The organism is Streptomyces sp. Wb2n-11 (assembly GCF_001049855.1).
Classification (GTDB): Bacteria; Actinomycetota; Actinomycetes; order Streptomycetales; family Streptomycetaceae; genus Streptomyces; species Streptomyces altiplanensis.
Genome location: NZ_CVPB01000003.1, coordinates 1 through 26,635 on the forward strand (window position 1 = coordinate 1; position 26,635 = coordinate 26,635).

Below are 26,635 nucleotides of genomic sequence, written 5' to 3' on the forward strand. Positions count from 1 at the left end.
CTGGTGGCTGCCGCGCAGATCGGCACCCGCTACGCGTTCGCGGACGACTGGGAGCGCGTGGTGAAGCGGCAGACCTACGGGGACGGCAAGCAGCTGCTCCTCGACAAGCGGCGGGAGTTCGAGAAGGACGCGGCGTCCGTCGCCCCGGTGCCGGGCGAGCTGGGCCAGTTCGCCGGCTACCAGTACGTGACTTACACCCGCAGACGGCTGTGATTCAGGTGGTCAGCCGCTTCACGTCGGGTGTCCTGCAGGTGTCCACCGTGACCCTGCGCTGGGACACGGCGCGGGGTGACTGGCAGTACGAGATCCCGTCGACCAGCCCGCCGCAGAAGGTCGTCGAGGACCTGAGCGGCTACATCGCCTGGGGCGGCGTCTGATGGGCTGGTGCGATTTCTGGGACAAGAACCTGGACGACCTCCCCGGGTTCGGTACTCCCATGGCGTGCCAGGCCAAGGACGCGGCCGAAGAGAAGGTCGCGGAGGCGGCGGCCAGCGCATGGGAAGAGATCGTCCACTCCTTCCAGGAAGGCGCGGTGTGGATGATCAAGGAGCTGGCGCTGGGCTGGCTCCGGGCGGACAGTCCGACCCTGGACGCGAACAGCGGCACGGTGTCGTTCCTGTTCTCCTCGACGATCGCTCTCACGCAATGGCTGGCCGTGCTGTGCCTCCTGATAGCGGCGGGGCGCATGGCCTGGACTCGGCGCAGTGAGCCGGCGCGGGAGGCGGCGGCGGGTATTTTCCGGCTCATCATCGCCACATCGGCGGCGGTCGCGGTCGTCAATTTGCTCACCAAAGCCGGTGACGAATTCAGTATCTGGATCGTCAACCGGTCCCTGGGCTGCAAGGGAGCGAGGCGAGCGACGCGTGCATTGAGGCGTTCAGCGACAAGTTGCTGACATGACCGCCCTGAACGACGTCGATCAGCTCGCGGTTCTCTGCTGCTGGCGGTACTGCTCCTGATCAGCGGATTTATCCAGCTGATCAGCGTCATTTTCCGCAGTCGATGCTGTTCGTTCTCGTCGGCACCTGCCCTGGCGGCGGCTGCGTCCACCACGGAGCAGGGCGGGCCTGGTGGACGAAGTCCATGGGCTGGCTGCTGGCGTTCATCGTCTACAAGCCCGCGGCGCCATCATCTACGCGGCCGCGTTCAGCCAGTTCGAGACGAACGACGACAAGAGCATGATGGGCCAGCTGTACGGGGTGGCGCTGCTCATCCTCGCCGCGGTGACACTGCCCGCGCTGATGCGCTTCGTCGCTCCCGTGGTGGAGCAGGGCGGCAGCCTCGGCGGGTCGGGTGGCGGCGCGCGAGCATGGCCTCACGGTCGCCACAGGCGCATTGCGCTCAAAACCGCGGAGCCTCAACGGCCGCGCGGGGCGCCGCCGCGCGCCGCCGCGGCTCTGGACGTTAGTGGTGGCGGAAGTTCGCCTTCCGGCGGCGCGACGGCAGGCGGCCGCGGACGGCCGGTCCGCTGGCGGTGCGCCCAGAAGCCGTCGGAGGCTCTCCGGCTCCGGCGGGAGGCTCGTCCGGCGGGCCGACTGGCGGGTCTGCGAGCGGAGGAGCGGCCCAGGCTCCGTCCTCCGGTTCCTCCGGCGAGGCTCCGGTGCAACGGCGACGGACCGGGGCCACAGGTGCCGCCCTCATCCGCACCGTCCGGCAGCGGCTCCCGTCGTCCAGCGGGTCACAGAGGCCGCTCCACCTCGCCCCACCACACGACCGACGCATCCCTGGAGAGGCCCCGTGGCAGCAAATGAAGTCGCCGGCGGTCCCGCACCGCGCACCTACGGCAACTGGCGGAAACCCCAGACAGCCGGTATCGGACAGCTGGGCTCGCGCCCACGCTGCTGATGCTGGGCGGCCTGGTCGTCGTCGTGGTGCTGTCCATGCTGATCTCCATCATGCTCGCGCTCGTCCTGGCCGTGGTCCTCGCCCTGGTCCTGGCTCCGCTGACCATCAAGGACCGGTACGGGCGCTCGCTGCTGACGCGGATGTCCACCCATCTGGCCTGGCGCCGCGCGGTGAAAAAGGGGTCCACGCTCTACCGGTCGGGGCCGCTGGGAGGACCGGTCACGGCACGTGCACGCTGCCGGCCTCGCGCGTCGTCGGTACTCACGGAGGCGCAGGACAGCTACGGGCGCCCGTTCGCGATGCTGACCTACCCCGCTCCAACTTCCATGTGGTGGTACTGCGTTGTGACGCTGACGGGCGGCGCTCGTCGACCAGGACCAGGTCGACGTCTGGGTGGCGTACTGGGGACAGTGGCTGTCGGCGCTGTCCACGGAGCCGGGCCTGGTCGGCGCGAGCGTGACCGTGGAGACGGCTCCGGACAGCGGGTTGCGGCTGCAGCATGAGGTGAACAGCCAGCTGGCGCCGGACGCGCCGGAGTTGGCCCGCACGATGCTGCAGGAGGTCCTGGCGGAGTACCCGGCCAGTTCCGCGCAGATCTCTACTCGTATCGCCCTGACGTACTCCGGTGCGGCCCGGCCCGGCCACCCGCGCCGGTCGGTCGACGACATGGCGGTGCTCCTCGGCAATCGGCTGCCGGGCCTGACCTCCGGGCTGGGCATGACCGGGGCCGGCGCCGCCCGGCCGCTGGCGGCGGAGGAACTGGCGGAGGCGGTCCGTACGGCGTATGACCCTGCGGTTGCGCCCCTCATTGAAGAGGCTCGGGCCTCGGGTGGCAGTGGCCTGACCTGGAGCGACGCCGGGCCCCAGGGTGCGCAGGAAGAGTGGGACTGCTACCGGCACGACAGTGCATGGTCGTCCACCTGGTCCATGAGTGAGGCGCCCCGAGGAGAGGTCCTGTCGTCGGTCCTTACGGGGCTGCTCGTGCCGCATCCCGACATCGCTCGCAAGCGGGTGACGATCCTCTACCGGCCGCACGATCCGGCGGCCGCCGCCCGGATCGTCGAGCGGGACCGCAAGGACGCCTCTTTCCGGGCCAAGCAGACTCCCGGGGGCCGGGCCGGGACGACGTCGCCCTGCGGGCGGCGGAGCAGTCCGCGCAGGAAGAAGCCTCCGGGGCGGGTCTGGTGCGCTTCGGCCTGCTGGTCACCGCCACGGTCAACGCGCGGGAGGACCTGCCGCGCGCGCGGGCAGCGGTCGACACGCTCGCACCGCCCGCCCGTATCAACCTGCGCCCGGTGTGGGCTCCCAGGCAGCCGCGTTCGCGGCCGGCCTGCCGATCGGCCTGGTGCTCCCCCTGCACCTGGCGGTCCCCGCCTCCATCCGCGACAACATGTAAGGAGGCTGCGCGATGGCTCGCAGCATCACGCCGCGCCGTCCGGGACTGCGCGGCTGGCCCGGTCGCGGCGGCGGCGCCCAGCCCCGCCTCGACCCGACTCCCGAATGGCGCGGCACGACCGTACAGGTCTGCGGATTGTGGCCCTTCGGCGCGGGCAGCGGCACCCCGACCAAGGGGGTTCCGCTGGGGCGTGACCTCAACTCGGGCGCCACCATCCACTGCGATCCGATTTCGTGGTTCCAGCGGGCCGGACTGATCTCCAACCCCAGCGCGTTCGTCCTCGGCCAGCCCGGACTCGGCAAGAGTTCGCTGATCCGGCGCATGGCGCTGGGCCTGGCCGGATACGGCGTCCACCCGCTGATCTTCGGAGACCTGAAACCCGATTACGTGGATCTCGTCAGGGCCTTGGGCGGACAGGTCATCACCCTGGGCCGCGGCCGGGGCTTCCTGAACATCCTCGACCCCGGCGAGTCGATGGCGGCGGCCGCGCGACTGACAGGCGACGCACGGCGGGCCCTGCTCGCGGACGCGCACGGCCGGCGCCTGAACGCAGTGTCGGGCCTCATCACCATCCTGCGGCGGGAGCCTCCCACAGACCGGGAGGAGACGCTGCTGGCGGCGGCACTGGACCTCCTCGACGACAGGCACGACGGTGTACCGGTCCTCGGGATCTCCTGCAGGTCATAAAAGAGGCCCCCGAGCCGATGCGGGCGGCGGCACTCGACCGCGGGGACATCACCCGCTACCGGGACGTCACGGAGCGCCTGGAGTCGTCCCTGGCAGGGCTCCTCGGACGGGGGCGGCTGGGCGACATGTTCGCGCATCCAACAACAGAGCCCATGGCACTCGACCGCGCAGTGGCATTTGATGTCTCCGCCATCGACGACTCCGAGACACTGCTGCAGGCTGCGGCGCTGCTCTCGACCTGGTCCTACGGGTTCGGCGCGGTGGCGGCCGCACACGCACTGTCGGATGCCGGCCTGGAGCCGGAGCGGCACTACTTCCTCGTCCTGGATGAGCTGTGGCGCGTGCTGCGGGCCAGCTCGGGCCTGGTCGAGCGGGTCGACGTCCTGACCCGCGTCAACCGCACACGCGGCGTGGGGATGGCGATGATCACCCACTCCATGCGTGACCTCCTGGCCCTCCCTGCGGAGGAAGACCGCCAGAAGGCGGCGGGATTCGTCGAGCGGGCCGGGATGGTCATCTGCGCCGGGCTACCAAGGGACGAAATGCCGCGCCTCGGCCAAGTCGTAGACCTCTCCCGGGTCGAGCAGCGTCGACTGACCGAATGGTCCACGCCCCCGGGCTGGGACACCACAGACGCGACGGTCGATCCACCGGGACGCGGCAACTTCCTGATCAAAGTGGGCAGCAGACCGGGCATCACCATGCACGTCGACCTCACTCCCTCCGAGCTCGCCATCCACGACACGAACAAGCGCTGGCAGAACGCGACATCCCGGTGACGGCCCTCAGAACCTAGAGGGCGCCGCACTCCGTGGGGCTACAGTCGTGAAGGGCGCCCGCAGCCAGCTCGAATGGCTGCGGGCGCCCTTTGTGGTGCTGCCGGACGGCCGGCGGTGGCCTTGGCGAGGATGTCGGCGTGGTCGAACGCCAACTGCGAGAACAGGGCCTTGTCATCTACTCAGCTTGGGCGAGGAGTCGTTCCCAGGTGCGGGTGGATCCGCCGTGCTGGGCGGCGAGGGCTGCCGCTAGGCGGGTGCGAGGGGTGTTCTCGGCAGTGCTGAGTGCTGCGGCGGCTATGCGCAGGCGGGGATCGCCTTCGTAGGCGTGGGCCTTACGGGGTCCCTTCCCTTTGCCCGGGGGGCGTCCGCCCCCCTTTCCCTGCCGGGAAGGGGCACTGCGGCGCTCCTCGATGTCGCGGCGGGTCCAGACCCGGAGGCTGTAGACGGTCGTGCCTGCCGGGAGGTAGCCCTGGGTCGCGTAGGCGCGGACGGTACTCGGCGCGACACCGAGCAGGGCGGCGGCTTCCTCGTCGTTGAGGAGGTCGTCGGGATGTTCTCCGGGGGGCAGGGCGGGGACGGGGCGGCCTTCGATGTGGGCCTGGGTCTGGGCGAGGTCGTACACCAGGACTCGGCTATGGGGAAAGAGAGCCGGCACGCGTTGGCGGAAGGCGGGGGCGTCGCGCCGCCGCCAGGTAGCGATGGGCACGCCAGCCTGACGGGCGATGTCGGATTCGTTGATCACGGGGCGGCCGCGGGGAATCACGGGGAAGGGTCCTTCAGAGTCTTCGTCGGGGGCGGGCTACGCTGGTGGGGCTTCCTCGGTCAGCGGTGACGCCGGCCTGGATGTTGGTTAAGGGCCGGTGGTGTGCCGGGCCGCTCGTGAGCGGCTCTCCGCCGGCCCTTTCGCTGTCCGCTGCCTCCAGTGCTGGACCTCGCGCGGGCTGCGGAGTCGTACGACTTCGACGCCCAGGCCGGCGGTCTCTGCCACCTGCTGGGCGTAGCGGGGCCGGTTGGCGCGGTACTTGCGGATGGCGGTGCGCAGGAGTGACCGGCGGGCAAAGAACGCCGCGGACCAGGTGAGGCGCCGGGCCTGTGCGCTGTCCTCGCGGCCTGCTAGCTGGCGCAGGCTGCGGCGGATGATTCGGTACAGGATCAGGGGCAGTGGGAAGTCCAGCCAGACCAGAGTGTCGGCCCGGTGCCAGACGACGTCCGCAAGCTTGGAGAAGTTGCCTTCGACGATCCACCCGTCGGTGCGGGTGATCTCTGCGGTCTGCCGGCGGAATTCCTCCAGCGGCAGTGGCCCCTCAGGGGTGAACAGGATGTCGTCGAGGTCGGTGTGGGGTTCGTCGAGTTCGGTGGAGAGCCAGCGGGCGAGCGTTGTCTTTCCCGTGGCGGGGGGCCCGAACAGTGCGACCCGTCGCATGTGCGCCTCATCTCTACAGAGGGATTGACACATAAAACCTTACAGCAATTTGGGCCGTCAGTGTCGGGGTTCGGGCCGGCCACGGCCGGGTGCCGCCGGAGGCGGCTCCTTGGCCCCGCAGGGGCGGGCCCGCGTCCGAAGGACGCTTCAGGGGGCCCGGCGCGCAGCGCCTGCCCGGAGGGCAGAGAAAGCCGCCCGTGGCCGAAGGCCACTCAGGGGGCGGCGTTTCCCCTGGTCCGCCCCGCGCCCGAAGGGCGCTTGAAGGGGCGGACGCCAGCCGCTTGCGGCTGTCCTTTTGCCGCGCCTCGCCCCCCTCATGATCATCATGAGGGGGGCGAGGCGGGTAAGGCGGCCGGGGGCCGGACCCGGTGGCCGGGTCCGGCCCTGCGGTTCTACAGGCGGGGGAACAGTGCCCGCACCGCCTGCGGGTGGCGGTGGAGCATCCGCAGGAAGTCGCCTTGGAATGCTGCTCGCCCGGCGATCTCAGCGGGGCTCATGTCACCTACTCCCTTCTTGGTCTTGACGATCACTCCGTCCATGATGCTGATTCCCGCGCCTCCCAGATCGGAGAACACGTTGGTACGCAGGTGCAGGAACACTTGCCCGTCCTGCTCTGCGATCGTCACCGCGTAGGCGAGATCGGCCAGCGGGTAGACGTACACCTTCCGGGACCGCTCCACGGGCTCGGACAGAAGCTCGGGGCGCAGACCCCGGAGATAGTGCACGAGCGTTGTCCGGGTCGCCGCCCGCAGCGGCACATCAATCTCCTGCGGGTCGAACTCCCGGACCATGGGCCGCCGCCACATTCCCGCCGTGCCGGTGGTGCAGACGCGCATGATCTCGTCGTACATCCGCCGCAGCTTGCAGTGGACGTAGGCCAGATCGGCGGGCAGGTCCGGGCTGGCCAGACTCTCCCAGCCCTCCGGAAGCCGAAACTGAGCCGTGGCGGTGGCCGTGTGAGTGGAGAGCGCCGGGACGGGCTCCAGCACCCGCAGGGCGTCGCCGTCTACGACGTCCGCGCTGATCAGCGCGCCCAGAACGGACGCCTCCTCGACGATCCGGCGGGACCGGACGGTGGAGAGCTGCCCCGCCCGCACTGCTCGCGCCCCGACGGCCGCGCGCTCCGTCTGCGTGCGTCCCACCAGGTGGGCGTGGAACCGCTTCTCGCCCTGGATGGACTCGCGGTCCACGGTGTGCGGGTCGTAGCTCCAAGAGACGACCGGGCTCAGCTCGTAGGCGTGGCAGTGCTCCGCGAACCGGGCCGCGATGACTCCCAGTGCCTTGCCGAACTCCGGCGAGTGGTCGTGCAGCCCCGGCCGGGGCGTGACCCCGGCGGACATCAGCATCAGCTCGTACAGGGCGTGCGGGCTGCGCTTGTCGGTGAGGGCGTACGCCTCATCGGCCGACATGTTGATGTGAGCGTGGACGTTGGTCCAGCCGTAGACGTCTTGGACGGTGCCCATACGCCTGAGGCCGTTCACGTACCCCGGGAACCCCTTCGCCGGGAGCGAGTCGACGACAGGGATGTCCCTGCGTCGGTTCTCCAGAGCGGCAGGGAGTAACTGACGGGTCATTGAGTTTTCCTTCCTTCGATGCTGGTCGCCGGTCGGGGTGTGCCGCCCCTTCCGACAAGAAAAATTCTACAGCATTCCAGCTCGAAAGTCAGCGAAAAGGCCAGGTCAGAGCCGGTTTATTGGCGAGCCCGGTGGGGAGTGGCGGCAGCGGGTCACAGCAAAGGGCGGTGATGGCTGGCCCGGTGCGCGCAGCTTGCTGCGCAGGGCTAGCCACCAGGCCGGTGAACGCGCCGAAGGCGCCCGGCCTGGCGTCCCGCGCTTGCGCGGGATGGTCTGGCGGTGAACGCGCCGAAGGCGCCCGCCAGACCACCCCGGAGGGCCGCCAGGCCCTCCGGGGCGTCCCCGCCCGACCTGTGACCCGCTGCCGCCACCCCCCACCGGGCCAAAAGAGCGACGGACGGGCTGGCCGCATACGGCCGGAGGCCGCGAGGCGCCAGCGCGCCCACTGTGAAGGCCCGCCTGTCCGGTGAGTCGGTGACAAGCACTGAGCAGGCTGCGACCCCGATCTCGGCCACCTGCCCGACTCCTACTTGTCTGGCTCAGGGAGCTTCCACTGGCGGCTTCCAAGCCGCTCTGTATCAGTCCCAGCCTGGCCATCCGTACGGGCCGCCGTGCCGACGGACGTACCGGCGCAGGCTCAACCGCTTCAACGGCCCGAAGCGTCGTCGGCGGCCATCATCCGGATGCAGCGCTTCACGGCACGCGGCCGCGAAGCGCTGCACCTTCTCTTCCACTTGGCCACGAAGCTCAGCGATGTTTTTACGCAGATGGTGAGGCCGCCCCTGTTCGAGCCACCAACCCAGTTCGTCCAGGAGAATACTGAGGTGAAGGGCGGCATTCATCGCGGCATCGGCCACCGCCTCAGGACCCTCGACAGCGACCGCGCCCACCGTCGTCCCAATGCCGTCGTGAAGCGCCTGAGCTTGCGCCACCCGCTCCTTGGCCCTATCCATGTCCAAGTCCGGGACGTCCAGGACATCCATCAGCCGCAGAGCTGCTTCACGCTGCACCAGCAAGGCGGCGGCACACGCACTGTAGGCGGCCCGCCTCGACTTCAGGTCCTCAACAGACGCCTGGGCACGAGCGTTGATCCCAGCCGTCCGAACAGCGCCCACCACGCCGACCAGCGAGGTAAGCACAGTCCCCAGGACTCCGATCAGCGCCACCAGCGTTACCGGGTCCATCTGCGCATTTTGCAGGGGCTTGAGTACAGAACAGCGGCACGCACGCCCGCGGAGCCCGGGGCTACTTCATTTGGGTCACTCGTGTGCTAAAAAGCCCCGCAACCTGAACCTGCTCGGTCGCTACAGCTTCACGCCTCCACCCCCGGCCGCCGGCAGCCTGTGTTCGGGGCCAGGTACCCGGGCACAAAAGAACACCCTCCATCCACTGGATCAAGGCCCGCAGTTCAACGTCGCACTCCGGAGCTGGGGCGGTGGCGGCGGAAGGGGGCGGACGCTGCGGTCGTACGTGTAGTGCGAGTCATTGCTGGCGAGCCTCGGGAAATCAGGTTCTTGCCGATTTCGAGCAGTCCGTCGCGCACCCGATGCTCGATCTCGGTGCCGCGGTCCGCCAATTCCAGGAAGTACCGGCGCCGAAGATGTCCTGGTAGTCGGACGCGGCCTGGACCGCCTCGTCAAACGTGGGAGTAGTCCCGAGGGCTACGCCGTGCCAGCGGACCGCGGTCCGCTGGCACGGCGTAGCGCGATCAGCGCCGGTTGCGCAAGCTGATCTGCACGCCGCCGATCGCGGTGACCGTGGTTCCGATCGCGCCCACTGTGGCCGCGGCCTCCGCGTTATGGGTCAGTGACAGCACCGCCACCGCAACGATGGAGACGAATCCGGTCAGAACGGTCACCCACGTCAGGGGGGTAGAACTCGGTTGCGGGGGTGTGCTTGAGGTACGGTCGATGGACGTCACGCGGTCAGTTCTCCTCGCGGCAGGACGGACCACCTCGACGTAACGAGAGGGAGACCTCGGAGCGGCCAGCCGTCCAAGCAAGGACCGCGAAGAGGTCTCCCTTCGTCATGCCGAAGGGCTTTCGGTAGTCGACAACCCTACTAAGCGGCGTTGACAACCCGTGCCGGTGTCACCCCTCGCCGAACCGTCTAGAGGGCCCGCCAAGCACCAGCGGGGGGAACGGATTTTCGGCGTTCAGCTAGCGTGGTTGTCGAGCTCTGCCCCGCGTTCCACCTTGTGCCGTCCATGCAGGTCAAAGCCGTGTCGCGTCCGGTCGCTTGCGGGTAGTCCCATCGAACTAGGGGAGCGATAGGGGTGATTCATGTCACCAGCTCGTCGTCGTCCCCGTGCGTGTCGCCCTCGGGTGAACTTCTCTTCTACGTCCTACTAGGTCAAGGCCCTTGCCGGGTGACGCTTCGCAGGTGGAGCACTCTTCGGCACCCTCTCTAGAGCCTCTGACCTTGCCCTTAGGCTCAAGGAAGACCTTCCAGAAGGTGACGTCCTTGTCGTCCGACAAGCTCTTCATCTCCCTGATGCTCAACGAACTCCTCCACGAAGTCGCTGATGAGGAAGGAGCAGCGAAAAAGGTGCTGAATAGGTGCCCCTCGGCACAACGGACGATGGCGCGACAAGCACCTTGCTGAAGTAACGCTCCGTCTTCTTCGCAGGTGAAGCCCCTTCTTGGAGCTCACCGAGGAGCCGGGCACTGGCAGGTCGGCCGCTTTGGCCAGTCCGGCGGTGAGTTCCGACGCGGCCGCGGGCGGAGCGCGGCCGCGCTCAAGAAGACTGGTCGGCTGGTCCGGTCAGTGTCCGACGAGCCTGTGGAATACCGGGGCGCTGCTGCCGGTGCTGGCAAGCGTCAGGAAGCCGATGATTCCTCCCATGACGATGGCCGCCACGAAAACGAGCGCGGCGTGCATGGTGAGGAGCGGGCCGGGGTCGTCGCTCGCCTGAGCACTGCCCTGCGGCTCCATGCGGATGGCAGTTAGAAGGGTCGGGTACGGAGGTCATGGTCGTGCTCCCTTCAGGGCGTGCAGGAGCCGCACGCGTGGCGGATCGTGGAGTACCGGCACCCCTTGGGACTCGGGCTGGCGGCTCGACAGCAGCGGTCCCCCGAGTCGTGCTAGGTACGGAGGGGTCGTACTGAGTCATCAGGGACCACCTATGAAACGGGCAGTTGCCAAGCGTGGTGGCGGCAGGGCGTGCGGACCTGAATTCAGCCGAGCCGATTCGTCGGCGACGGCCGGTACTCTCCCCGGCATGACAACCGCACGCCGCCGCCGCTTCTCCGTCCGTCTGGGACTCTCGCAGGACACCAGCGATGCTCTGTACGAAGACGTACCGGATCACCTGCGCCGCCCCCTCCAGAAGTGGGTGCACGAAATGGCTGGCAGGGCGGACGGTTACATCGGCGAGACCGTGTGCTTGAGGCTCCGCATCGCCGTGCCCGACAAGACGAACGCCTCTCGGTTCCTGAGCCAGCAGGAGGGCATAGGACTGCTCGACGCGGTGGACGAAATCCTGGCCTTCCTCGTCGAGATGGATGTGCATGATCAGTCGGAGGTCAGGGATCTCGGCATCCTGCTGGACGACGCCGGGTCGGCGTACCGCGTCGCCGACGACGAGGGGGGTCTGGAGCTCCGCGTCAGTCCGGGAGTCAGCGAAGCCATGCACCAGACCATCACCGATGCGGCTGCCGCTACCTCCACCGGCTCCGCGGCCGATCACCTGGCAGCCGCGTGGCGGGCCGCGTACGGACTGCACCCTGACCCGGTGCGGGCGTACAGCGAGGCGATCAAGGCTGTTGAGTGCGCGGCGCACTCCGTCATCCAGCCGAACCATGCCAGGGCGACGCTCGGCACCATGCTGGGCGAGATCGGCAACGCGCGGTCGAAGTTCAGGACCGCCATCTCAACGCCGGAGGGCGGGGACCCGGTCGCCCCGGTAGAAGCGATGATGCGCACTCTGTGGGACGGGCAGACCTCTCGACACGGCAAGCAGACCCCAACCGTGCCGGAGACCCTGGAGGCCTCGCGGGCCGGCGTCCACCTCGCCGCCGCCCTCGTGCAGTGGTTCGCCTCCGGCGCAGTGGTCCGTACCCCTTGACCTGCCGCCGATCACGCCGAGGGCGTCCCAAACTGAGCACAGGGCCCCCCGGCGGTACAGCCGTGGCTGCACCGAGGTCATCGTGAGCTCGCTGTCGGAGTGCCGACCCAATCAAGAGGGTTCAGGTTCGGGTATCGACCGCGTCGAAGGTTGGCCCTGGAGTCCCGGCCCAGACACCAGCCGCAAGGTAGCGGGGTGATCAGGCTGACAGGGGTGCGGCGGTCACTCGTCGTCGGCGAGCGCCTCGGCTCTGGCCTGCCGGCGCAATCGCTCACTTGTAGCTCGGTGCTCCTCGAAGCGCTGGCGTCGTTCCTCCGTGGGAAAGAGCATCGGCAGCCCGACGTCGAGGAGGAAGTTGGGACAGGGGCCGACCAGCGGGAGCGGGTCGAAGACGGCCAGCAGGGTTCCGCCGTCATTGACGAGCGGGACGCCACTGGAGTACCGGCTATCTCCCACACTCCAGCCGACAGTCACACGGGTGCGGTACATGACGGCGGCCTGGGCGATGGCTTGCTCGATCCCGGGCAGCCGGGCGGAGTGCCGGGCCAGGGCCGCCCGGTCCGGGTCGGCGCGCGCCGTACGTTCGGCGAACGCGGCCTCTTCCCGGGCGTACCCCCGCCACTCAGCACGTTCCTGCTCCTCCTGAGCCGCGCGCTGCCGCTTTTCCTCATCTGCCAGCTTCTTGGCCTCCGCCAGTACGCACTTGGGATGGGCCCACAGCCTCGTCACGGGCCGCCGGGCCACGTGACGCTGCGGCGTGCGTGGAGCGTGCGAGACCAACCGCGAGGTGAGGACCCTGCCCACGAACTCGGCGAGCGGTATGAACGGCTCGGGGCCCCAGTAGTCACCGGTGAACCGAGCCATGGGCTCGACGGCGACCAGGTTCTGACCCTCCCGGACCAGCCGCACGGAGGGAACGGCACCCAACCAGGGAATCCGGCTGCGGTCACTGAACCAGTAGGCCCGTACTCCGTCAGCCCCCATCCGCTGCGTACGGGCACGAATCTCGGCGGCGGTGATGCTAGCCAACTGCGCCTCCAGGGCGACACGCCGCCTGTTGGCCGTGGAGGCGAGGACGTCCGCCCGCCAACGACCGTCCCGCCCGCTCACCTCCAGCTCGGCCATCCATCCGGCCTCGCGGGCCGCCTGAGCAAGCTCCAGCTTGAGCAGGTGGTGAGCCATCGACTCCTCCGCCAGCGTGCACGTCGGAGCCCCAGACGCATGAGCGAAGAACCGCAAGCCCAGGGGCGACACCTTGGCGTGCATCCCGTGGCCACACTCCCGGCACTCCAGGGGGGCCGATGGCTGCACCCGGTGGATCGCACTCCAATCCCAGCCGCAGCCGAGATCCGGCAAGGAGGCGTCCAGACGGCCCCGCTCCTCGTGTACGGCAGTGAAACTCACAGCGCTCCCCCCAACCTGATGGCGTCGTCCGCCCATCGTCTCGGCCGGGTCTGACACCGCGGTAGGGGCAGTCAAGGGCCACCAGGGTGCGCCCTCGCGGCGGCAGTACCGCCCCCGGCACCGCATAGTTTGCGGCTGGTGTCCGAGGTAGGAGTCCCGGGCCAGGTTGGCAGGATCACCTGTCATGGATTCCGCCGTCATAGCTGCGCTCATCACCACGCCCACGGCTGTCCTCGCCGCCGCAACTGCCTACGCCGCAGGCCGCGCACAAGCGCGAGCAGCCCGCCGCGGCCCCATGGACGCCATCCGCCGGCAACATCAGCGCGAGGCATACGCCGCCCTCGTCGCCCAGGCCGCCAAGTACGAGAGCCACATGTTCCGGGTGTACCTCGGCACCCTCGATCCCAGGATGCAACGCCACTGGAACAACACGCTCACCACTCAGGACAACGAAGCCCTTGTCTTCGCCGCCGCAGCAGTCCGCCTCGAAGGGCCGGCGCATCTCGCCGATCTGGCCCATGGGATCGAACTCGCCTCGAATCACGTCTACGGCGCCGTGCTGGAACTCCAGAACGCCAAGGACCCCGTCGCGTCTACCGCGAACGCGAAGTTCGACGACCGACACAACATCCTCAAAAACAGGACAAAGGCGTTCGTCGAAGCCGCCAGCGCACATCTCAACGGTTCCGATGATCAACAATGACCATCGGTTGTCGGATGCTCGGCCAAGAGGAGACCGGCGAATAAAAACTACTGACTGTGACCGTCCAGTGCCTGGCCGCCCGGCCGCCCGGCCGTGCCCGATTTGCCCCGACTCCCTCAAGAGTCCTCGCCCACTCGTACCTTGACGGCTCGTTCAGCCCCCCGACGTGCACCCGGCCGCCCGGCCGGGTAACGCTCTGCTGTCGCTCGCCCAACTGCCCAGTTACAGGCGGTCCGTGGGCCGCCCTGATGTTGCGTAAGATTCTGTCCAGAGCTTCCCGAGAGGAACCTTCGGGGGACCGTGCGTCGGGCCCTGGAGCTCCGGGCCCGGATTGAGCAGCCGGCCCTCTGTCCCGTGGGGGACTCATGGGGAAGCACGCAAGGCCAAGACCAGGAAGCTGGCGGCGAGTGCGGCGACGCATTCGCCTCTGGACACCTTCGGTGGCGGCCTCTGCGTTCTGGATCGGTCAGATGGTGCGCGAGTGGCGTGACCTGATCTGAGTCGGCCTCCAGCTCAGACGTAGTGAGCTGGAGGCCGACACCAGAATGCGGTTGAGAGGAGAGGCCCCTGCCGTGCCTGCGGCGGGGGTCTCTTTTGTAGGGGTCTCTTCGTTGCCGCAATACCGAGAACCGTTGCTCGCGCGAAACGTTTCTCGGTAAGGCTCAAGGGTAGCGCCAGCGCACTGGGCAGTGCGCTGGGGTGACCGGTGAGTGACCGCTGAATGAGTCCCGGGCCGATGGTCCGGGGCTCATTCCTGCTCAACCTGCGGCTGGTGAGACCGCCCTGCGCTCGGACCCGGCGATTCTTCACTGCGGCTCGTCGCCGTCGTCGCGCGGGAGGTACATGCCCTGCCAGCCCCGGCCCAGTCCCCGGCGTGTCCTCGGTGTACGTACCGGCGCCGATGCCGCGTCGGCCGGGGTGCCCGCGGCGTACCGGCGCATCGCCTCGAGGGCCAGCGGCACTTCCTTCAGGATCCGGGCGGCGCGCGGGTCGGCGGCGGCCAGGGCGGCGACGGCCGCGTCGATGCCCTCCAGTACGTCGTCGACCGCCTCGGCGCTCCACCCGCTGGGACTCGCGTGATCGGCGAGGTCGCATGCCGCGTCCGCGTACCGGTCCGCGGCCGACGCCAGCGGGGACGGGGCGTCGGGCGCCAACGGCATCCGCCGGTCTTCGGCGGCCGGGACGGGAGTGGACTGCAGAGGACGGCGCGAGGTGCTCACCCTGTGAGTCTCCCGCGTCCACGGGCCCCGGCTGGCCAGCCCATCTCCGAGAGGCCGCACCAGTGATACGAGTCCCTGCTTTCGTCCTGGACGGAACGCGAGTTGCAAGAGGTGTCAGGCCGTCGTGGTCTCGCGCCGACGTCGGCTGCGGGGAAGTTCTGGCTCACCGCGGCCGTCCTTCCTGCCCCTCGGTGGGCCCCGGCGACTTCCCGGCCGGCCCTGAGGATCTCCGGACCGGGATGTGTTGCCCGCCGTGCCCCGCCGTGGTGCCAACGTTGCACAGCAACATATTGGCAACGCGTAGCCGGGTCAGCGCCCCGATCTGCGCGGACGACGGTTTCGCGTTGCGGCGGGCCCGCCGCAACGGCGGTTTCCGTTGCCACTTTCCTTGATCACGTACTGCAACGGCCCCGTGACGCTCCATGCTGTGTGTCACCCACTTGGCGGTCCGCCGGGCGGGATGTCTCCCCCTCCGGAGGAGGGACGGACGAATGGAGAATCGCGTGGATCGGCCATTGCTGCCGCTGAGAACGGCCTTGGTCTTCCTGCTCGCAGCGCTCAGCGGCGTGGCGGCAGGGGCGCTGTCCTGGCTGGCGGGGGAGGGCGTCCCACGCGGCATGCTCGCCGGCCTCGCCGTCACCGGGCTGTCGATACCGTTCTTCGACCGCTTGATCACCTCGGAAACCGGTCACTCCTGCGAGGAGGCGCACGACCATGGGTGAATTACGGCCTCTGGGGCAGGGCTTGACGCAGGAGTCCCGTGCGCTCGCCAAGGTCCTGCGGGAGCTGTTCGCGGCACTGGGGGTGTCGGTACGCCGGTATGCGGCCAGACACCAGCGTGACCCTGGCACGTTCTCCCGCTACCTCAACGGGACCCGCTTACCCCCCTGGCCGGTAATCATGGACATGCTCACCGATCTCGCCGAGCACCGCGGCACCACCGTCACCCCCGAGACCATCGAGTACGTGCGCGGGCTTTACCAGTCGGCGTTCGATGCCAACTCCTCCCCGAAGCACGCGGCCCAAATCATCGAACAGCAGCTGGCCGACGCGGACCACGTCTCGCGCCGCTCCAGCGTCCGCGGCGACGTGCTGGGCGACGCGCTGCTGGACCGCAAGCACCGCATCGCCGACCTGGAGGTGCGGCTGAACCAGATGAAGGCGACGCTCGCCGCCGAGCGTGAGCACGCCGGCCAGCTGGCAGCGGCTCATCCCGACGTCTCGGAACTGCTGGGCGAGCGCGACGTCCTGCGGCAGGAGGTGGCCCGGCTGGGGAACGAACTCCAGGCGGCACAGGTGCAGCGGGCGGACGCGGAAGCACGCTGCGACCTGCTGGAGCGCCAGCTCGAAGCCGTGGAACACCCCACGGCTCCGCCTCTGCCGCAGCCCCAGCCCATGCCCAAGGTCCTGGTCGTGGACGACCAGCCCGACAACCTGCTCGCCATGACAGCGGTGCTGGAGACACTGGACCAGGAGCTCGTCACCGTCTCATCCGGCCGGGAGGCTCTCAAGGCCCTGCTCCACCACGACGACTTCGCCGTCATCATCATGGACGTGCAGATGCCAGAGATGGACGGCTATGAGACCGCCGCCCACATCAAGCGCCGCCCCCGTAACAGGGACGTGCCGATCATCTTCCTCACCGCGATGGGCATCGATCCCGAGCACACCGCCCGCGGATACGCGGCCGGAGCGGTCGACTACATCAGCAAGCCCTTCGACCCCTGGGCCCTGCGTGCCAAGGTCGCCGTCTTCACCGAGATTCACCTCGAACGAAGGATCAGCCACCCGGGATCCTAGGGGTCCGGCTGGACGCGTACCCCCGAGGTCGTGGAGCCCCCGTGCGACGAAGGCGCAAGCGGGAGCAGCGGCTCGGCCGGCCCCGTCAAGGCCAGCAGGGAATCTAGGACCCGCTGAACCCTGGTGGACCCAGCACCAGCCCCGGTCAGACCTGTTGGAACCAACAGGTCTGACCGGGGCTGGTCTGCAGAGTGTCAGGCGAGGCCGGCGGAGGCGTTGTCCTCCCACCCGTCGTCGCGCTGCATGTAGCCGAGCATCGAGCGGGAGTGGCGGGCCCAGCCGCCCTGGTCGGCGATGGCGATGCCGTCGCGGCCGTTGCGGCGGGCGACGGAGGCCAGGCCGATGCGCAGCGAGTGCCCGGTCCAGGCGATGGGCACCCCGGCCCGGTGGGAGATCCGCTTGACGGCGCGGGTGACGGAGTCGGGGACCATGCCGCCGGTGACGTGGCCCCACCGGTCGATGCCGACGAACGCCGGCGTCGACGGGGCGGCCCACCGCTGGCCGTGCTCGGCGACCAGGCGGGTGCGGTAGGCGGTCCAGGCCCGCACCGGGCAGATCTCGGGATCGTCGGCGTAGCGGATCTTGGCGTTGCGCACGGAGTGCTTGGTCTTGCCGGTCAGCACGGCGACGACCAGGCCGCGCGGGTGCAGGGTGACGTCGCCGGTCAGCAGCCCGGCCGGGTCCTGGGAGCGGCTGGCGTAGTGGAAGCCGGTGAGCACCAGGGCCTTGTCGCGGTCGCCGGTGAGGGTGTCGGGGCAGGCGCGGGCGATGGCGCGCAGTCCGTCGATGTCGGCGCCGGCCGCCTGGCCGCGGCCGCGCCGTTCTCCGGCCTGCAGGAGCTTGACCGCCAGGCCCTCCAGGGCGGTGCGGGCGGCGGCCTGGTCGTCGCCGGAGACCGTCACGCCGCGTTCGCGCAGCCCGACGACGGCGGCCGCGAGGTGGGTGGAGGCCGACGACGGGGCGTAGCCCTTGCCGTTCTGCTGGCCCTCGCGCAGCATCCACGTCACGAACGTCACCAGGGAGCCCCGGGAACTCTCCCGTATGGGCAGGCCGGTGGTGGCGCAGAACCGTTCCCACACCCGCCAGCTCTTGTCGTAGGTGTCGGCGGTGTTCTCGGGGGTGATCTCCTTCGCCACGGCGTCGGCCAGGTCCTCGGCCTCGGCCAGGCGCCGGGCGGCGTCGACGCCGTGGCGCTCGGCCCACCGCTCGATGAGCGCCTGGCGCTCGGCGGCCGCCGGGTCCAGCGGCACCGGGTTGCTGTCCGGCCCGGCGACGTGGTCGGCGGCCGTCTCGACCGAGACCGTCACTTCGTCACTCCCTCCGTCTGGTAGCCGGCCTCGGCCTTGGCGGCGAGCAGTTCGGCGTACTCCCGCTCGGCGACGGTGTTGGCGCGGGCTCGTTCGGCGCGAGCCCGGTGCTCGTCGGCGAGTTCCGGCTCGGCGCCTGTCAGCTCCTCATACACGGCAGCCATCACTTCCTCCAGGTCGGCCTGCTGGGTCAGCACGGCCGCCCGGGCCTCCGGGCGGGCACCGGCCTCGGTGAGCAGGCTCAGCTCCTTGTGCATGCCGTGGAGCTGAGTGATGAGCGACGCCAGCCGGGCATGCAAGCCCGTCGCTCGCTCCCGGCGGGCGGCCTCGGCGGCGGCTGCGCCGGGGAAGCGCACGGCGTCCAGACCGGAGCTGACCGCGTTCTCTGAGTGGTCGGGGTGCTGGTCGGCGTGCTTTCGGTCGAGGCGGCGGGCGGCGGCCAAGGTGCTGATCCCGCTGTCCTCCGGGAATGTGGTGCGGCCGTTGGCGGCCCAGGCGCTGACGGCTGGAGCCCAGCGTTCGTGGGCGGCCTGCCTGGTAATGCTGGCGGCATCGGCCAGTTGGGCCCAGGTGGTTCCCTCCTCGCGTTCGGCGATGACGGCGCGCGTGATGAGGCCGTCCAGCTCCTTCTTCAGGGCCAAGGCGCGGCGCAGTCGGTCACCTTGCGGTGCGGCGGGGTCGATGGGCAGCAGCGCGAGCGCGGCATCGCTGGTCCGCTCGGCTTGCAGGGCGAACCACACGCGGGCCTCGTCGCGCGGCGAGAGCACGCAGGGAGTCTCTGGGCTGGCAGGGGCGTCAGTCATGTCGTCAAGATACGCCTGACGAGGTGCCACGTCAGGGTCTTCCTGACAACTTCATCCGTCAGGCAGATCCTGACACGACTAGCGGCTGAGCCCCTTTTGTCGCGTCGGATAAGGAGAGGTTATCCGACGTGATCACCACTCGGGGGCCGGTTATCCGCTGTCGGACCGCACGGAAGATTTCAGTGGGCACGGCTATGACCTGGGCACTGAAATCTTCCGTGCGGCGGCTCATGGCGGGTTCGGTCACACCAGTTGTTTCAGTGTTCGGTGACTGCGGCATTGCGTCGGCCCTGGGCTGCGGACGGATTGGGTCAGCGTTTGACACGGTTACGGACGGCCAGGACCGCCAGGCCCAAAAGGACGGGTTCGGTCACGCGGGACGTCATCTCGATGTAGGTGCCAGTGGTGGTCAGGTCCTGGCCCGAGGAGCGGAACACCACCGAGTTGAGGGTGACGTTCAGGGCCTTGTCGAAGCGCTCGCCGGTGAACCTTTCCCCCGTGGGGTTCTGGGGATCAGCCTTGCCGATCTCGAAGGTGACCTTGCCGCCGCCGGGAGGCACGGTGCCGATCGCTTCCTGCTTCGGAGAGTCCTTGGGGAGCCCGAAGCCCATCAGCAGCACGATGGTGACGAGCATGGCGGCAGCAAGCCAGCCCAGCGCCCGGGAAGCACGCAGGCCGTAGCCGGACAGCAACCAGTAGCCGGACAGCAGTCCGCGTTCGGCGCGGGTGGTGTTGGTGCGGTCATGGCGGCGCATCTCCATCTCGCCGTAGTAGAAATCCGCCGCCCCCGGCTCGTTCTTGCCGTCCTCGAACGCCTTGCGCAGCGCCCGGTACACCGGCGCCAGCTGCGCCGGCCCCACACGTACGGTGCCGGATACGGCGGCGTTCCAGCCCGGAGCTGCTGCTGGCTCGCTCACACGCCAGATACGTTCTTCGAAAAGGATGCGGCGCTGGGTGAACCGTACGGGAGGCCAGCGGCGCCACTGGGTGCGGGGGACGTCATTGAAAGAGCAGGTGCCCTCCAGCTGGATCTGGTCCAGGTGCACGGTTCCGATCAGCATGCACATCGCCAGGTCGATGTCGGAGAGCACCAGATGGGCCGCGTCCACCCCTCGCAGCGAGATCAACTGCACCGTGGCGCTGAGGGCGTCGGCAAGAGCCTGCTCGGGCACTGGCAGTCCGCCGGGGAGGACGAAGGGCTCGGCCTCCGCAGCGATCGTGAGGGGGTACTCGAAGACCGCCTGGGCGAAGTCCACTGTGGCGTAGCGCAGACGTATCTCGGCCGTTGACGACCAGCGGGTCCGTCGGCACTCCAGGTGGCGCGCGGCCAATGAGAGGGTCACCGGGCTGCCGAACACCGCCCCGGACAACTTCACCCGCCCGGCACACACCAACGGCCCGAGGCTGGCCGACCGCTCGAAAACCGCCAGTTCAAACTGGGCATCGCCTTGGAAAGCCGCTAGTTCGAACCGGGCATCGCCTTGGAAAGCCGCTGATACGAACCCGGCGTCACCCTGGAAAGCCGTCGATACGAACTCGGCGTTGCCTTGGAAGGTCGCTTCCTTGAACCGGGCGTCGCCCTGGAAGGTCGCTCCATCGAACCGGGCGCCGCTCTGGAAGGTCGCCACGGTGAAGTTGGCGGTGCAGTCGAAGATCACCGCTTGGAACACGGCGTCGCCCTTAAAGATCGTTGACCGAAACTCGACGTCGCTCTGAAAGGTCGCCGCCCCGAACGCGGCCTTGCCCTTAAAGACCGCCGACCGGAACCTGGCCTCGCCCTGGAAGGTCACAAAATCGAACTCGGCGTTGCCCTGGAAGGTTGCCGATATGAACCGGGCGTCGCCGAGGCGGGGGGAGCCGGTGGCGGGGTCGCGGAGGGCATTGAGGAGGGCGTCGAGAAGGGGTTCGGTGAAGGTGGTGCCGCTGTGGTCGATGTCGGCGCCGGGGGTCAGGCTATACAGGTAGGCGTCGCGTTCGGCGTCGGCCAGGTGGGCGAGGCATGCGGTATGGCCGGGCACGTCGGCACCGCGGCAGCCGACCGGGTCCTCCGGGGTGGTGCCGTGACCACAGGGCACCCAACTAAGCGAGGTCAAAGACGGTTCGGGGCTCAGGTGTGACATACCCGAAGGACGATCAAGCACGGCCGGATGGTTGCCGACCCCACCGCACAGAACGCGTACTGAAATGAAACGCGCGCTACTGAAATCTTCCGCACGGTCCGACACCCGCGGATCGCGTACGCCACGGCGGGGACAGCGAAAAGGGATCGGCGCACCCGTTCGGCGAAAGCCGGGACACGGAGCTGCCCGGGACGGAAGGATGTTCATCGCACTGAGAGAGGGTCACCTACGCGCGGGCGAGCGGAACAAGCCGGACACCGCGCGTGATCCAACTGTCCAGCGGCCGAGGCTCCCGGCCAGTCGGTGCATTGCCGCATCCTTTTCGAGCACGAGAGGAACCGGCGCGCGACGGGGCCCTCGGCGCGCCGTGCCGCTTTCGTGTCCGACCTCTTCGCCCTGCTGCGCGAGACGCTTCCCGAATTCCTCGGCAGCCTGTCCGCCGCCGTCGTCACCACCGCGTGCGCCGCCGCCGTCCGCGCCGCACGCACAGCCCGCCGCCGACGTCCCGAACCACCGACCACCCGGCTCCCGCCCGCGCAGGAGTAGGGCAGAGGCTGGACGGTGAAGAAGGCGGTCGACCGGCAGAACACGCCGTCACCGGACGTTCCGTCGCCGGCGGCGGAGGAGGAAAATCCTCCCGCCTGACCCTGCCGTTCCTCTTCCGAGACCGAGCGGCCTCGGAAGAGGAACATCTATGCCCGCCGGTCATGGGGGTTGGGGCGAAGCCTTCCCGCAGATAACAGAGCAGTTATCTGCGGCATGAGTTCAGGTGACGCGACCCATCACTCCGCATCCAACCCAAAGAATCTTCGTAACTTTGAGTTACCCGACACCCTCGCCGACGAGCCGTGTCCGAATTGCCCGAGTCGGCGAATAGTGCTTACTCGTCATCACATTGACGATTCCGCTTCCGGCACGGCGTTACCCGGCCGCCCGGCCGGGTAACGCTCCGCTGATCCAGCCCACAACTAGGCACCGACAGACGGCCGGTGGGGTCTACTGGCGCCACGTAAGGTGGTGTTCGCTTCCTAATGAAGAACCTTCGGGGGGACCGCGCGGCGGGCCCTGGGGCCCCGGGTCCGGCAGCAAGCCGCTCCCATTTCCCGAGGGGGACGCATGAAGAAGCACCCGAGGTCTACGCCGGTTGACTGGAGGGGTGTGCGTCGTCGCATCCGTCTGTGGCTCGCGCCGGTGACGACCGCCTTGTACTGGATCGGACGCATGCTCCGGGAGTGGTTCTTCTCCCGGACGTGACGACGCCCCCGGCTTCTTGAGCTAGCCGGGGACGTCCGCCCAGTACGGCAGAAGGTGCCCTCGCCGTTCCAGCGGCGGGGGCGCTGCCGTTTTCAGCACGTGTGCTGTCGTGTCCACTCAACCATGCCAGGCCGCAAGGTGACATGTCAGCTTCGGCCGAGGAGGACACCGGCCCTGACCTCAGATCGGGCGGCGGTGAGGCGGGCGTCCCGCTCGTGTCCACCAACTGACATGTCACCTAGGAACTGAGGAGGGCGTAGCGACCCGGCGCATCTGTGAGGGCTCGGCGCGCGACTGTCAGTGCCGCCTGCTATCTCCTGTTGCGTCAGATTTGTCGCCATTTGCGCCATATCGCACAGTAGATGCGATTTTCATGCCGTTCATTGCTCTTCACCCCGAAGTGGTCCGCATCGACGCCACCCAGCCGGATCTCGGCGCTGGCCTTGAGTGGTCCCGGGTCTACAAGGTCTCGCCTCGCGTCGCCCTCACCTGTCCCGAGTGCGCGTGGGGTGTGCACGCCAAGCACTCGCCGAGCCGCGTGCGGTTCTTCTGCCACGACGGCGGGCGGCCGCCGGAGTGCTCTCTGGCGAACGAGTCCTGGGAGCACCACATGCTCAAGCTGGAGATGGCCGGGGCCATCCGCGCGGCCGGATGGTTCGCCGAGCTTGAGGTCGCGGCAGACGACGGCTCCTGGCGGGCCGACGTGATGGCGGCCTCACCCAACGGTGAGCAACGGATGGCGCGGGAGGCGCAGCTCTCCCCGATCACGGTAGAGGACATCAAGGCGCGCACCGACCGGTACGCGGCCGAGGGCGTCGCGGTGTGCTGGGTTTCCCCTCACAAGCGGCCGCCGGTGTGGCTCGGGGCTGTCCCGTCCATCCGCGTGCGGGTACCCGAAGCGACCCATAAATCGTGGGTCGTGGACGACGGGCTGGGAGGCTTCGGCTCCAGCGCGTGGTTCTTCCAGGAGGCGGAGCTCGCCCAGTTCGTGCGGTGGGTGCTTCGCGGACAACTGCGCCCTTGCCGGAGCGTGCCGCGTCACCGCGAGGTGATGCGGCTTGTCGGCGAGGAACACCGCTGGTTTCTCCGTGAACTGTGGTGGACATCCCGTCAGTCCGCCGAGGCGCAGGTCTCGTACGAACGGGAGCTACAGCGGCGGGGGGGAGGAGGCGCGGCAGCGTGAGGCCCGTAGGCAGGAACTGGAGGCCGCGTCCCGGGCGCGCCGCGAGGCATGGCTGGCGTCGCCGGCGGGCCAGAGGGCCCGGAAGAGACGTGTGGAGGCCAACAGGCAGAAGGAGGCGCGGGAGCGCGAGCAGAAGACGGCAGCCCGTCGGCTCCGGGTGCAGCGCGACGAAGATCAGGCCCGGCATCGGACGGAGGCCATGGAGAAGTTCAGGGAACGGCGAGCCCGGGAGTTCGCGCTGGCGCAGGAGCGTGAAGCCCAGCGGCAGGCCGCCCTGCAGGAACTGGAGCTGCGGGCCCACGCCACGGCGGAGGCGTGGTGGACGCTGCTGTCCCGCGCGCAGGTGGAGGAGTTGTTCAGGACCGCACCGGAGGCGGCCACCCTCTCCGCGTTGGCCCGCCAGCTTGACCAGTACCTCGCCGGGCCCATGTCCCCGGCGCAGACCCGGCTGACGGCCGTGCTCGCGCTGGAGCTGGACACCGCGGCACGCAGCGGGGAGCTGGTCGAGCTGCGCACCACGGACCTGGGCGAGGACAACGCCGCGGTGTACGTCGAGCGGCGCCCCCAGGGCGGCGGCACGGGTCAGGGGCAGTGGGTCGAGACCTCGGCACTGACCCGGGCCGCGCTGGAGCGCTGGCTGGACGTGCGCAAGGACCTGGTGCAGCGGGCCCACGGCACCTCGAAGCTGTGGGTGTCGCTCTGGATGAACCACGACGGCGTCCTCGACGACGACGGGCACACGACGATCCGCCCGCCCGGGATGCCGCTGGAGGAGAACGGCCTCGTCACCTCCTACCGAGTCGGCCGGCTGCGGTACGACGGGCTGCCCCAGCTGCTGCCCCTCAAGCTGGAGGCCCTGCGGCGCGCGGTGGAAACAGAACGCCGACGGGCCACTGCGGCGACACCTTCTCCCTGACACTCGCGGGCATTTACCGCTCATAAGTTAAGCGAGAGTGCTACATTGACGTTCGTTCGGTAAGTACCTAGCCCTCTGGGGGAATCATGGCTGGCGAGATCACTCCGTCGCGGTTGGGTGTCGAGCACTTCGGTGAGAATGCCTCAGAGGTGGTGCGGCATGTGGTCACGGGTCTGGCGCGTGGCCAGAAGGCGGCACGTCTGGTTCAGGTGGCGGCCGAAGGCGCGGGGGCTGCGGACAAGCGTCCTTACGGCAGTATGTGGGCCACGCGCTACCACCTCGTCGTCTCGCAGTTCGACCTGGCTTCACTGCCCGGCTACGAGCCCTATAGGCCCAAGGGTGCCTCGTACAGCCTGGCGGTGGTCAATGGACGGGTACTGATCCCCTTCCGGCATGCCACCTCGCTGAAGGAGCCGATCACTCGGGCGAAGCTGAGCACGAAGATCCCTCAGATGGTGTCCCGTGACAATGGCGTCGACCCCGCGCCGACTCTGTTCGACACTCCCGAGGCAGCCGGCCCGGAAGCTCACCCAACGGTGGCCGAAGCCGCCGCGGCGGCCAAAGCGGAGAAGCTTCAAGTGATCTACGTCGCGTACGTGGCTAACGCCGATAGCGACGAGATTCTGGCCGCCTGGTGGGGTACGCCCCACTCACTCGAAGACGACGGCACCATGCTGTGGGAGCCCGAGCGGCTCGACATGAGCATCGCCACCGCACAGGACTCCGGCAGCTCTCGCCGCGATCTGCACGATGCGGGCGTCGCCATCCCCACGCAGGGCTGGGCCAGGGGCGAGGTGCCTTCGCTTGATGTCACGCCGCGCGTCGAGCTCATCAAGCGCCCGTCCGCCGAACAGGAACCGACCACCCCTCAAATCGAAGACGGCAATGAGTAAAGAAACCCAGCCATCGCTGTTCACTGCCCCCGGAAGCCGCAACGCTCGCAAAAGCCGCGCCGGGTTGGAACAGCCCTCTCCGGCCGCAGTGCACGAGGTTTTCGACCCCGCGCGGCTGGCCCAGGCGCGCTGCCTGCTAGGGATGACGAAGAGGCGCCTGGCCGACGAGCTGGGAGTGACCCCGGCTGCGGTGAGCCAGTACGAAATGGGCACCAACCGGCCTCGCCCTGAACTCATCCCGCGGTTGGCAGAAGTCTTGGAGGTGCCGTTGGCGTACTTCCTGTCAGGACGCCCCCACGCACGATTGGATCCCTCGGCCGCACACTTCCGCAGCCTGCGCAGCACGCGGTCCTACCAGCGCGCCAAAGCCATCGCGTACACCGAACAGGTATGGGAGCTGACTTACGCACTAGAGAAGCGTGTCCAGCTCCCCGTGGTCGACCTGCCCGGTTTCGCCGGCGGGGAAGTCCTATCGGGTACCGAACTGCCCAGCGACCCAGCTGCTGCTGCCCGCGCGCTGCGGATCGAGTGGGGCCTAGGGACCGGACCGGTTGCCCACCTGGTCCGACGGTTGGAAGCACGTGGAATTGTGGTGATCACCCCGCAGCGCGACGAGGATCTGCGATCCGTCGATGCCTTCTCCACATCGCGCCTACCCCGGCCGCTGATCGTGTTGACACCAAACAGAACCGACGACGTCTACCGGCACCGCTTCAGTGCGGCCCACGAGCTGGGCCATCTAGTCCTCCACGGCGACGCTAGCCCTGGTGACGTCGCCCAGGAGCGAGAAGCTGACACCTTTGCCGCCGAGTTCCTCACCCCCCGCGAGTCAATCCTGTCCGAGCTGCCCGCACGAGCCGACCTGCACAAACTGTCGCAACTGCGAGACATGTGGGGGGTATCGGTGCACTCCCTGCTGTACCGCTGCCGAGAACTCGGTCTCCTGTCTGACTCTGCGGCCAGCCGCGCTTATCAGCGCCTGCACGGCCTGAAGGGACAGCCCGGTTTCGCTCCGGACCCCTTGGCTGGCTACCCCGGCGAGCAGCCCGCGCTGCTCTCTCAAGCGTTCGCCCTTGCCTGCGACCACGGGCTGACAATCACAGAGCTTGCACGTGAACTGGCCTGGAGCGTGCCCCAGGTCCGTCGGATGCTCGGCGCCGAAGAAGACCGGCCCGCTCTCCGGCTCGTCGCAAGCGCCCTCTAAGTGCCACCCCGTCCTATGGGCTTGTTATCAGCGGATAATGGCACTTGCGACTTAGCTT

26 protein-coding genes and 1 pseudogene are annotated in these 26,635 nt (G+C 68.7%); 16 read left to right on the forward strand and 11 right to left on the reverse strand.

All coding sequences use genetic code 11. From position 1 onward, the window contains the following. From BN1555_RS39390 to BN1555_RS41055, 7 genes and pseudogenes are all read left to right on the forward strand, one after another. Window positions 1-213, forward strand: a 213-nt coding sequence (locus BN1555_RS39390) for a DUF8175 domain-containg protein (protein ID WP_176710338.1), incomplete at its 5' end; no start/stop codon positions are given. A gap of 38 nt (window positions 214-251) precedes the next feature. Continuing rightward, the gene (locus BN1555_RS41040) at window positions 252-377 is read left to right on the forward strand and encodes a hypothetical protein (RefSeq protein ID WP_255306503.1); all 126 of its coding nucleotides are present in this window, start codon (window positions 252-254) and stop codon (window positions 375-377) included. Next, window positions 377-895, forward strand: coding sequence for a hypothetical protein (locus BN1555_RS35105; protein WP_093804020.1), 519 nt, complete (start codon window positions 377-379; stop codon window positions 893-895). Before BN1555_RS41040 ends, BN1555_RS35105 begins: the two co-directional genes overlap by 1 nt. A 949-nt stretch (window positions 896-1,844) precedes the next feature. Continuing rightward, window positions 1,845-2,348, forward strand: coding sequence for a hypothetical protein (locus tag BN1555_RS41045; protein ID WP_255306504.1), 504 nt, complete (start codon window positions 1,845-1,847; stop codon window positions 2,346-2,348). Continuing rightward, window positions 2,239-3,089: pseudogene (locus BN1555_RS41830) on the forward strand (SCO6880 family protein); the annotation flags it as partial. The gene BN1555_RS41045 and the pseudogene BN1555_RS41830, both read left to right, overlap by 110 nt. Before the next feature lie 164 nt (window positions 3,090-3,253). After that, entirely contained in the window at window positions 3,254-3,928 is a 675-nt protein-coding gene (locus BN1555_RS41050) for a hypothetical protein (RefSeq protein WP_255306505.1), read from the forward strand. 17 nt (window positions 3,929-3,945) lie between these two features. After that, entirely contained in the window at window positions 3,946-4,707 is a 762-nt protein-coding gene (locus BN1555_RS41055; protein ID WP_255306506.1) for a type IV secretory system conjugative DNA transfer family protein, read from the forward strand. A gap of 175 nt (window positions 4,708-4,882) precedes the next feature. Here BN1555_RS41055 and BN1555_RS35120 read toward each other — a convergent pair whose 3' ends face one another. The 6 genes from BN1555_RS35120 to BN1555_RS39400 all read right to left on the reverse strand — a co-directional run bounded on the left by BN1555_RS35120 (window position 4,883) and on the right by BN1555_RS39400 (window position 10,638). Further along, on the reverse strand, window positions 4,883-5,470 hold the full coding sequence (locus tag BN1555_RS35120) for a helix-turn-helix domain-containing protein (protein ID WP_093804021.1): 588 nt from the start codon (window positions 5,468-5,470) through the stop codon (window positions 4,883-4,885). Between the two features lie 87 nt (window positions 5,471-5,557). Further along, the gene (locus tag BN1555_RS35125) at window positions 5,558-6,130 is read right to left on the reverse strand and encodes a P-loop NTPase family protein (RefSeq protein WP_093804022.1); all 573 of its coding nucleotides are present in this window, start codon (window positions 6,128-6,130) and stop codon (window positions 5,558-5,560) included. 392 nt (window positions 6,131-6,522) lie between these two features. Next, entirely contained in the window at window positions 6,523-7,704 is a 1,182-nt protein-coding gene (locus BN1555_RS35130; RefSeq protein ID WP_107081143.1) for a hypothetical protein, read from the reverse strand. Between the two features lie 578 nt (window positions 7,705-8,282). Continuing rightward, on the reverse strand, window positions 8,283-8,888 hold the full coding sequence (locus BN1555_RS35140) for a hypothetical protein (RefSeq protein ID WP_141662963.1): 606 nt from the start codon (window positions 8,886-8,888) through the stop codon (window positions 8,283-8,285). Between the two features lie 524 nt (window positions 8,889-9,412). Further along, a complete protein-coding gene (locus BN1555_RS39395; RefSeq protein ID WP_176710339.1) occupies window positions 9,413-9,562 on the reverse strand; it encodes a hypothetical protein in 150 nt (49 codons plus the stop codon). Window positions 9,563-10,467: 905 nt separating this feature from the next. Then, entirely contained in the window at window positions 10,468-10,638 is a 171-nt protein-coding gene (locus tag BN1555_RS39400) for a hypothetical protein (protein WP_176710340.1), read from the reverse strand. A 286-nt stretch (window positions 10,639-10,924) separates the two neighbouring features. Between BN1555_RS39400 and BN1555_RS39405 the strand changes: the two genes are divergently transcribed. Then, complete coding sequence (locus BN1555_RS39405; protein ID WP_176710341.1) at window positions 10,925-11,770, forward strand: hypothetical protein; 846 nt, start codon at window positions 10,925-10,927, stop codon at window positions 11,768-11,770. 222 nt (window positions 11,771-11,992) lie between these two features. On the opposite strand, the gene BN1555_RS39410 is transcribed toward BN1555_RS39405, so the two are convergent. After that, window positions 11,993-12,952 (reverse strand): competence protein CoiA family protein, encoded by a 960-nt coding sequence (locus tag BN1555_RS39410; protein WP_176710342.1) that lies wholly within the window; start codon window positions 12,950-12,952, stop codon window positions 11,993-11,995. A 406-nt stretch (window positions 12,953-13,358) separates the two neighbouring features. Between BN1555_RS39410 and BN1555_RS35155 the strand changes: the two genes are divergently transcribed. Next, window positions 13,359-13,877, forward strand: a complete 519-nt coding sequence (locus BN1555_RS35155) for a hypothetical protein (protein WP_141662964.1) — start codon at window positions 13,359-13,361, stop codon at window positions 13,875-13,877. Between the two features lie 806 nt (window positions 13,878-14,683). Here the strand turns inward: BN1555_RS35155 and BN1555_RS35160 are convergent. Then, entirely contained in the window at window positions 14,684-15,097 is a 414-nt protein-coding gene (locus BN1555_RS35160) for a hypothetical protein (RefSeq protein ID WP_093804027.1), read from the reverse strand. A gap of 491 nt (window positions 15,098-15,588) precedes the next feature. Here BN1555_RS35160 and BN1555_RS35165 point away from each other — a divergent pair, with 491 nt between their 5' ends. Together BN1555_RS35165 and BN1555_RS35170 are read left to right on the forward strand one after the other, a co-directional pair. Next, window positions 15,589-15,819, forward strand: coding sequence for a hypothetical protein (locus BN1555_RS35165; protein ID WP_255306507.1), 231 nt, complete (start codon window positions 15,589-15,591; stop codon window positions 15,817-15,819). Beyond that, window positions 15,812-16,897 (forward strand): response regulator, encoded by a 1,086-nt coding sequence (locus BN1555_RS35170; RefSeq protein ID WP_093804028.1) that lies wholly within the window; start codon window positions 15,812-15,814, stop codon window positions 16,895-16,897. Before BN1555_RS35165 ends, BN1555_RS35170 begins: the two co-directional genes overlap by 8 nt. A gap of 194 nt (window positions 16,898-17,091) precedes the next feature. Here the strand turns inward: BN1555_RS35170 and BN1555_RS35175 are convergent, their stop codons facing one another. The 3 genes from BN1555_RS35175 to BN1555_RS35185 form a co-directional block, all read right to left on the reverse strand. Next, a complete protein-coding gene (locus tag BN1555_RS35175) occupies window positions 17,092-18,204 on the reverse strand; it encodes a site-specific integrase (RefSeq protein WP_255306508.1) in 1,113 nt (370 codons plus the stop codon). After that, window positions 18,201-19,007, reverse strand: coding sequence for a hypothetical protein (locus tag BN1555_RS35180; protein ID WP_141662965.1), 807 nt, complete (start codon window positions 19,005-19,007; stop codon window positions 18,201-18,203). The genes BN1555_RS35175 and BN1555_RS35180 overlap by 4 nt, the downstream gene beginning before the upstream one ends. 311 nt (window positions 19,008-19,318) lie before the next feature. Then, window positions 19,319-21,127 carry a pentapeptide repeat-containing protein gene (locus BN1555_RS35185; protein WP_093804030.1) on the reverse strand — a complete coding sequence of 603 codons (1,809 nt, stop codon included), beginning with the start codon at window positions 21,125-21,127 and terminating at the stop codon, window positions 19,319-19,321. 378 nt (window positions 21,128-21,505) lie between these two features. Here BN1555_RS35185 and BN1555_RS39415 point away from each other — a divergent pair, with 378 nt between their 5' ends. The 5 genes from BN1555_RS39415 to BN1555_RS35205 all read left to right on the forward strand — a co-directional run bounded on the left by BN1555_RS39415 (window position 21,506) and on the right by BN1555_RS35205 (window position 26,577). Continuing rightward, the gene (locus BN1555_RS39415; protein WP_176710343.1) at window positions 21,506-21,673 is read left to right on the forward strand and encodes a hypothetical protein; all 168 of its coding nucleotides are present in this window, start codon (window positions 21,506-21,508) and stop codon (window positions 21,671-21,673) included. Between the two features lie 1,081 nt (window positions 21,674-22,754). Beyond that, window positions 22,755-23,564 carry a competence protein CoiA family protein gene (locus BN1555_RS35190; protein ID WP_107081144.1) on the forward strand — a complete coding sequence of 270 codons (810 nt, stop codon included), beginning with the start codon at window positions 22,755-22,757 and terminating at the stop codon, window positions 23,562-23,564. 91 nt (window positions 23,565-23,655) lie between these two features. Continuing rightward, the gene (locus BN1555_RS35195; RefSeq protein WP_255306509.1) at window positions 23,656-24,480 is read left to right on the forward strand and encodes a hypothetical protein; all 825 of its coding nucleotides are present in this window, start codon (window positions 23,656-23,658) and stop codon (window positions 24,478-24,480) included. 86 nt (window positions 24,481-24,566) lie between these two features. Beyond that, a complete protein-coding gene (locus tag BN1555_RS35200) occupies window positions 24,567-25,373 on the forward strand; it encodes a hypothetical protein (protein ID WP_093804032.1) in 807 nt (268 codons plus the stop codon). Continuing rightward, entirely contained in the window at window positions 25,366-26,577 is a 1,212-nt protein-coding gene (locus BN1555_RS35205; protein WP_218058262.1) for a helix-turn-helix domain-containing protein, read from the forward strand. Before BN1555_RS35200 ends, BN1555_RS35205 begins: the two co-directional genes overlap by 8 nt. Window positions 26,578-26,635: the final 58 nt, after the last annotated feature.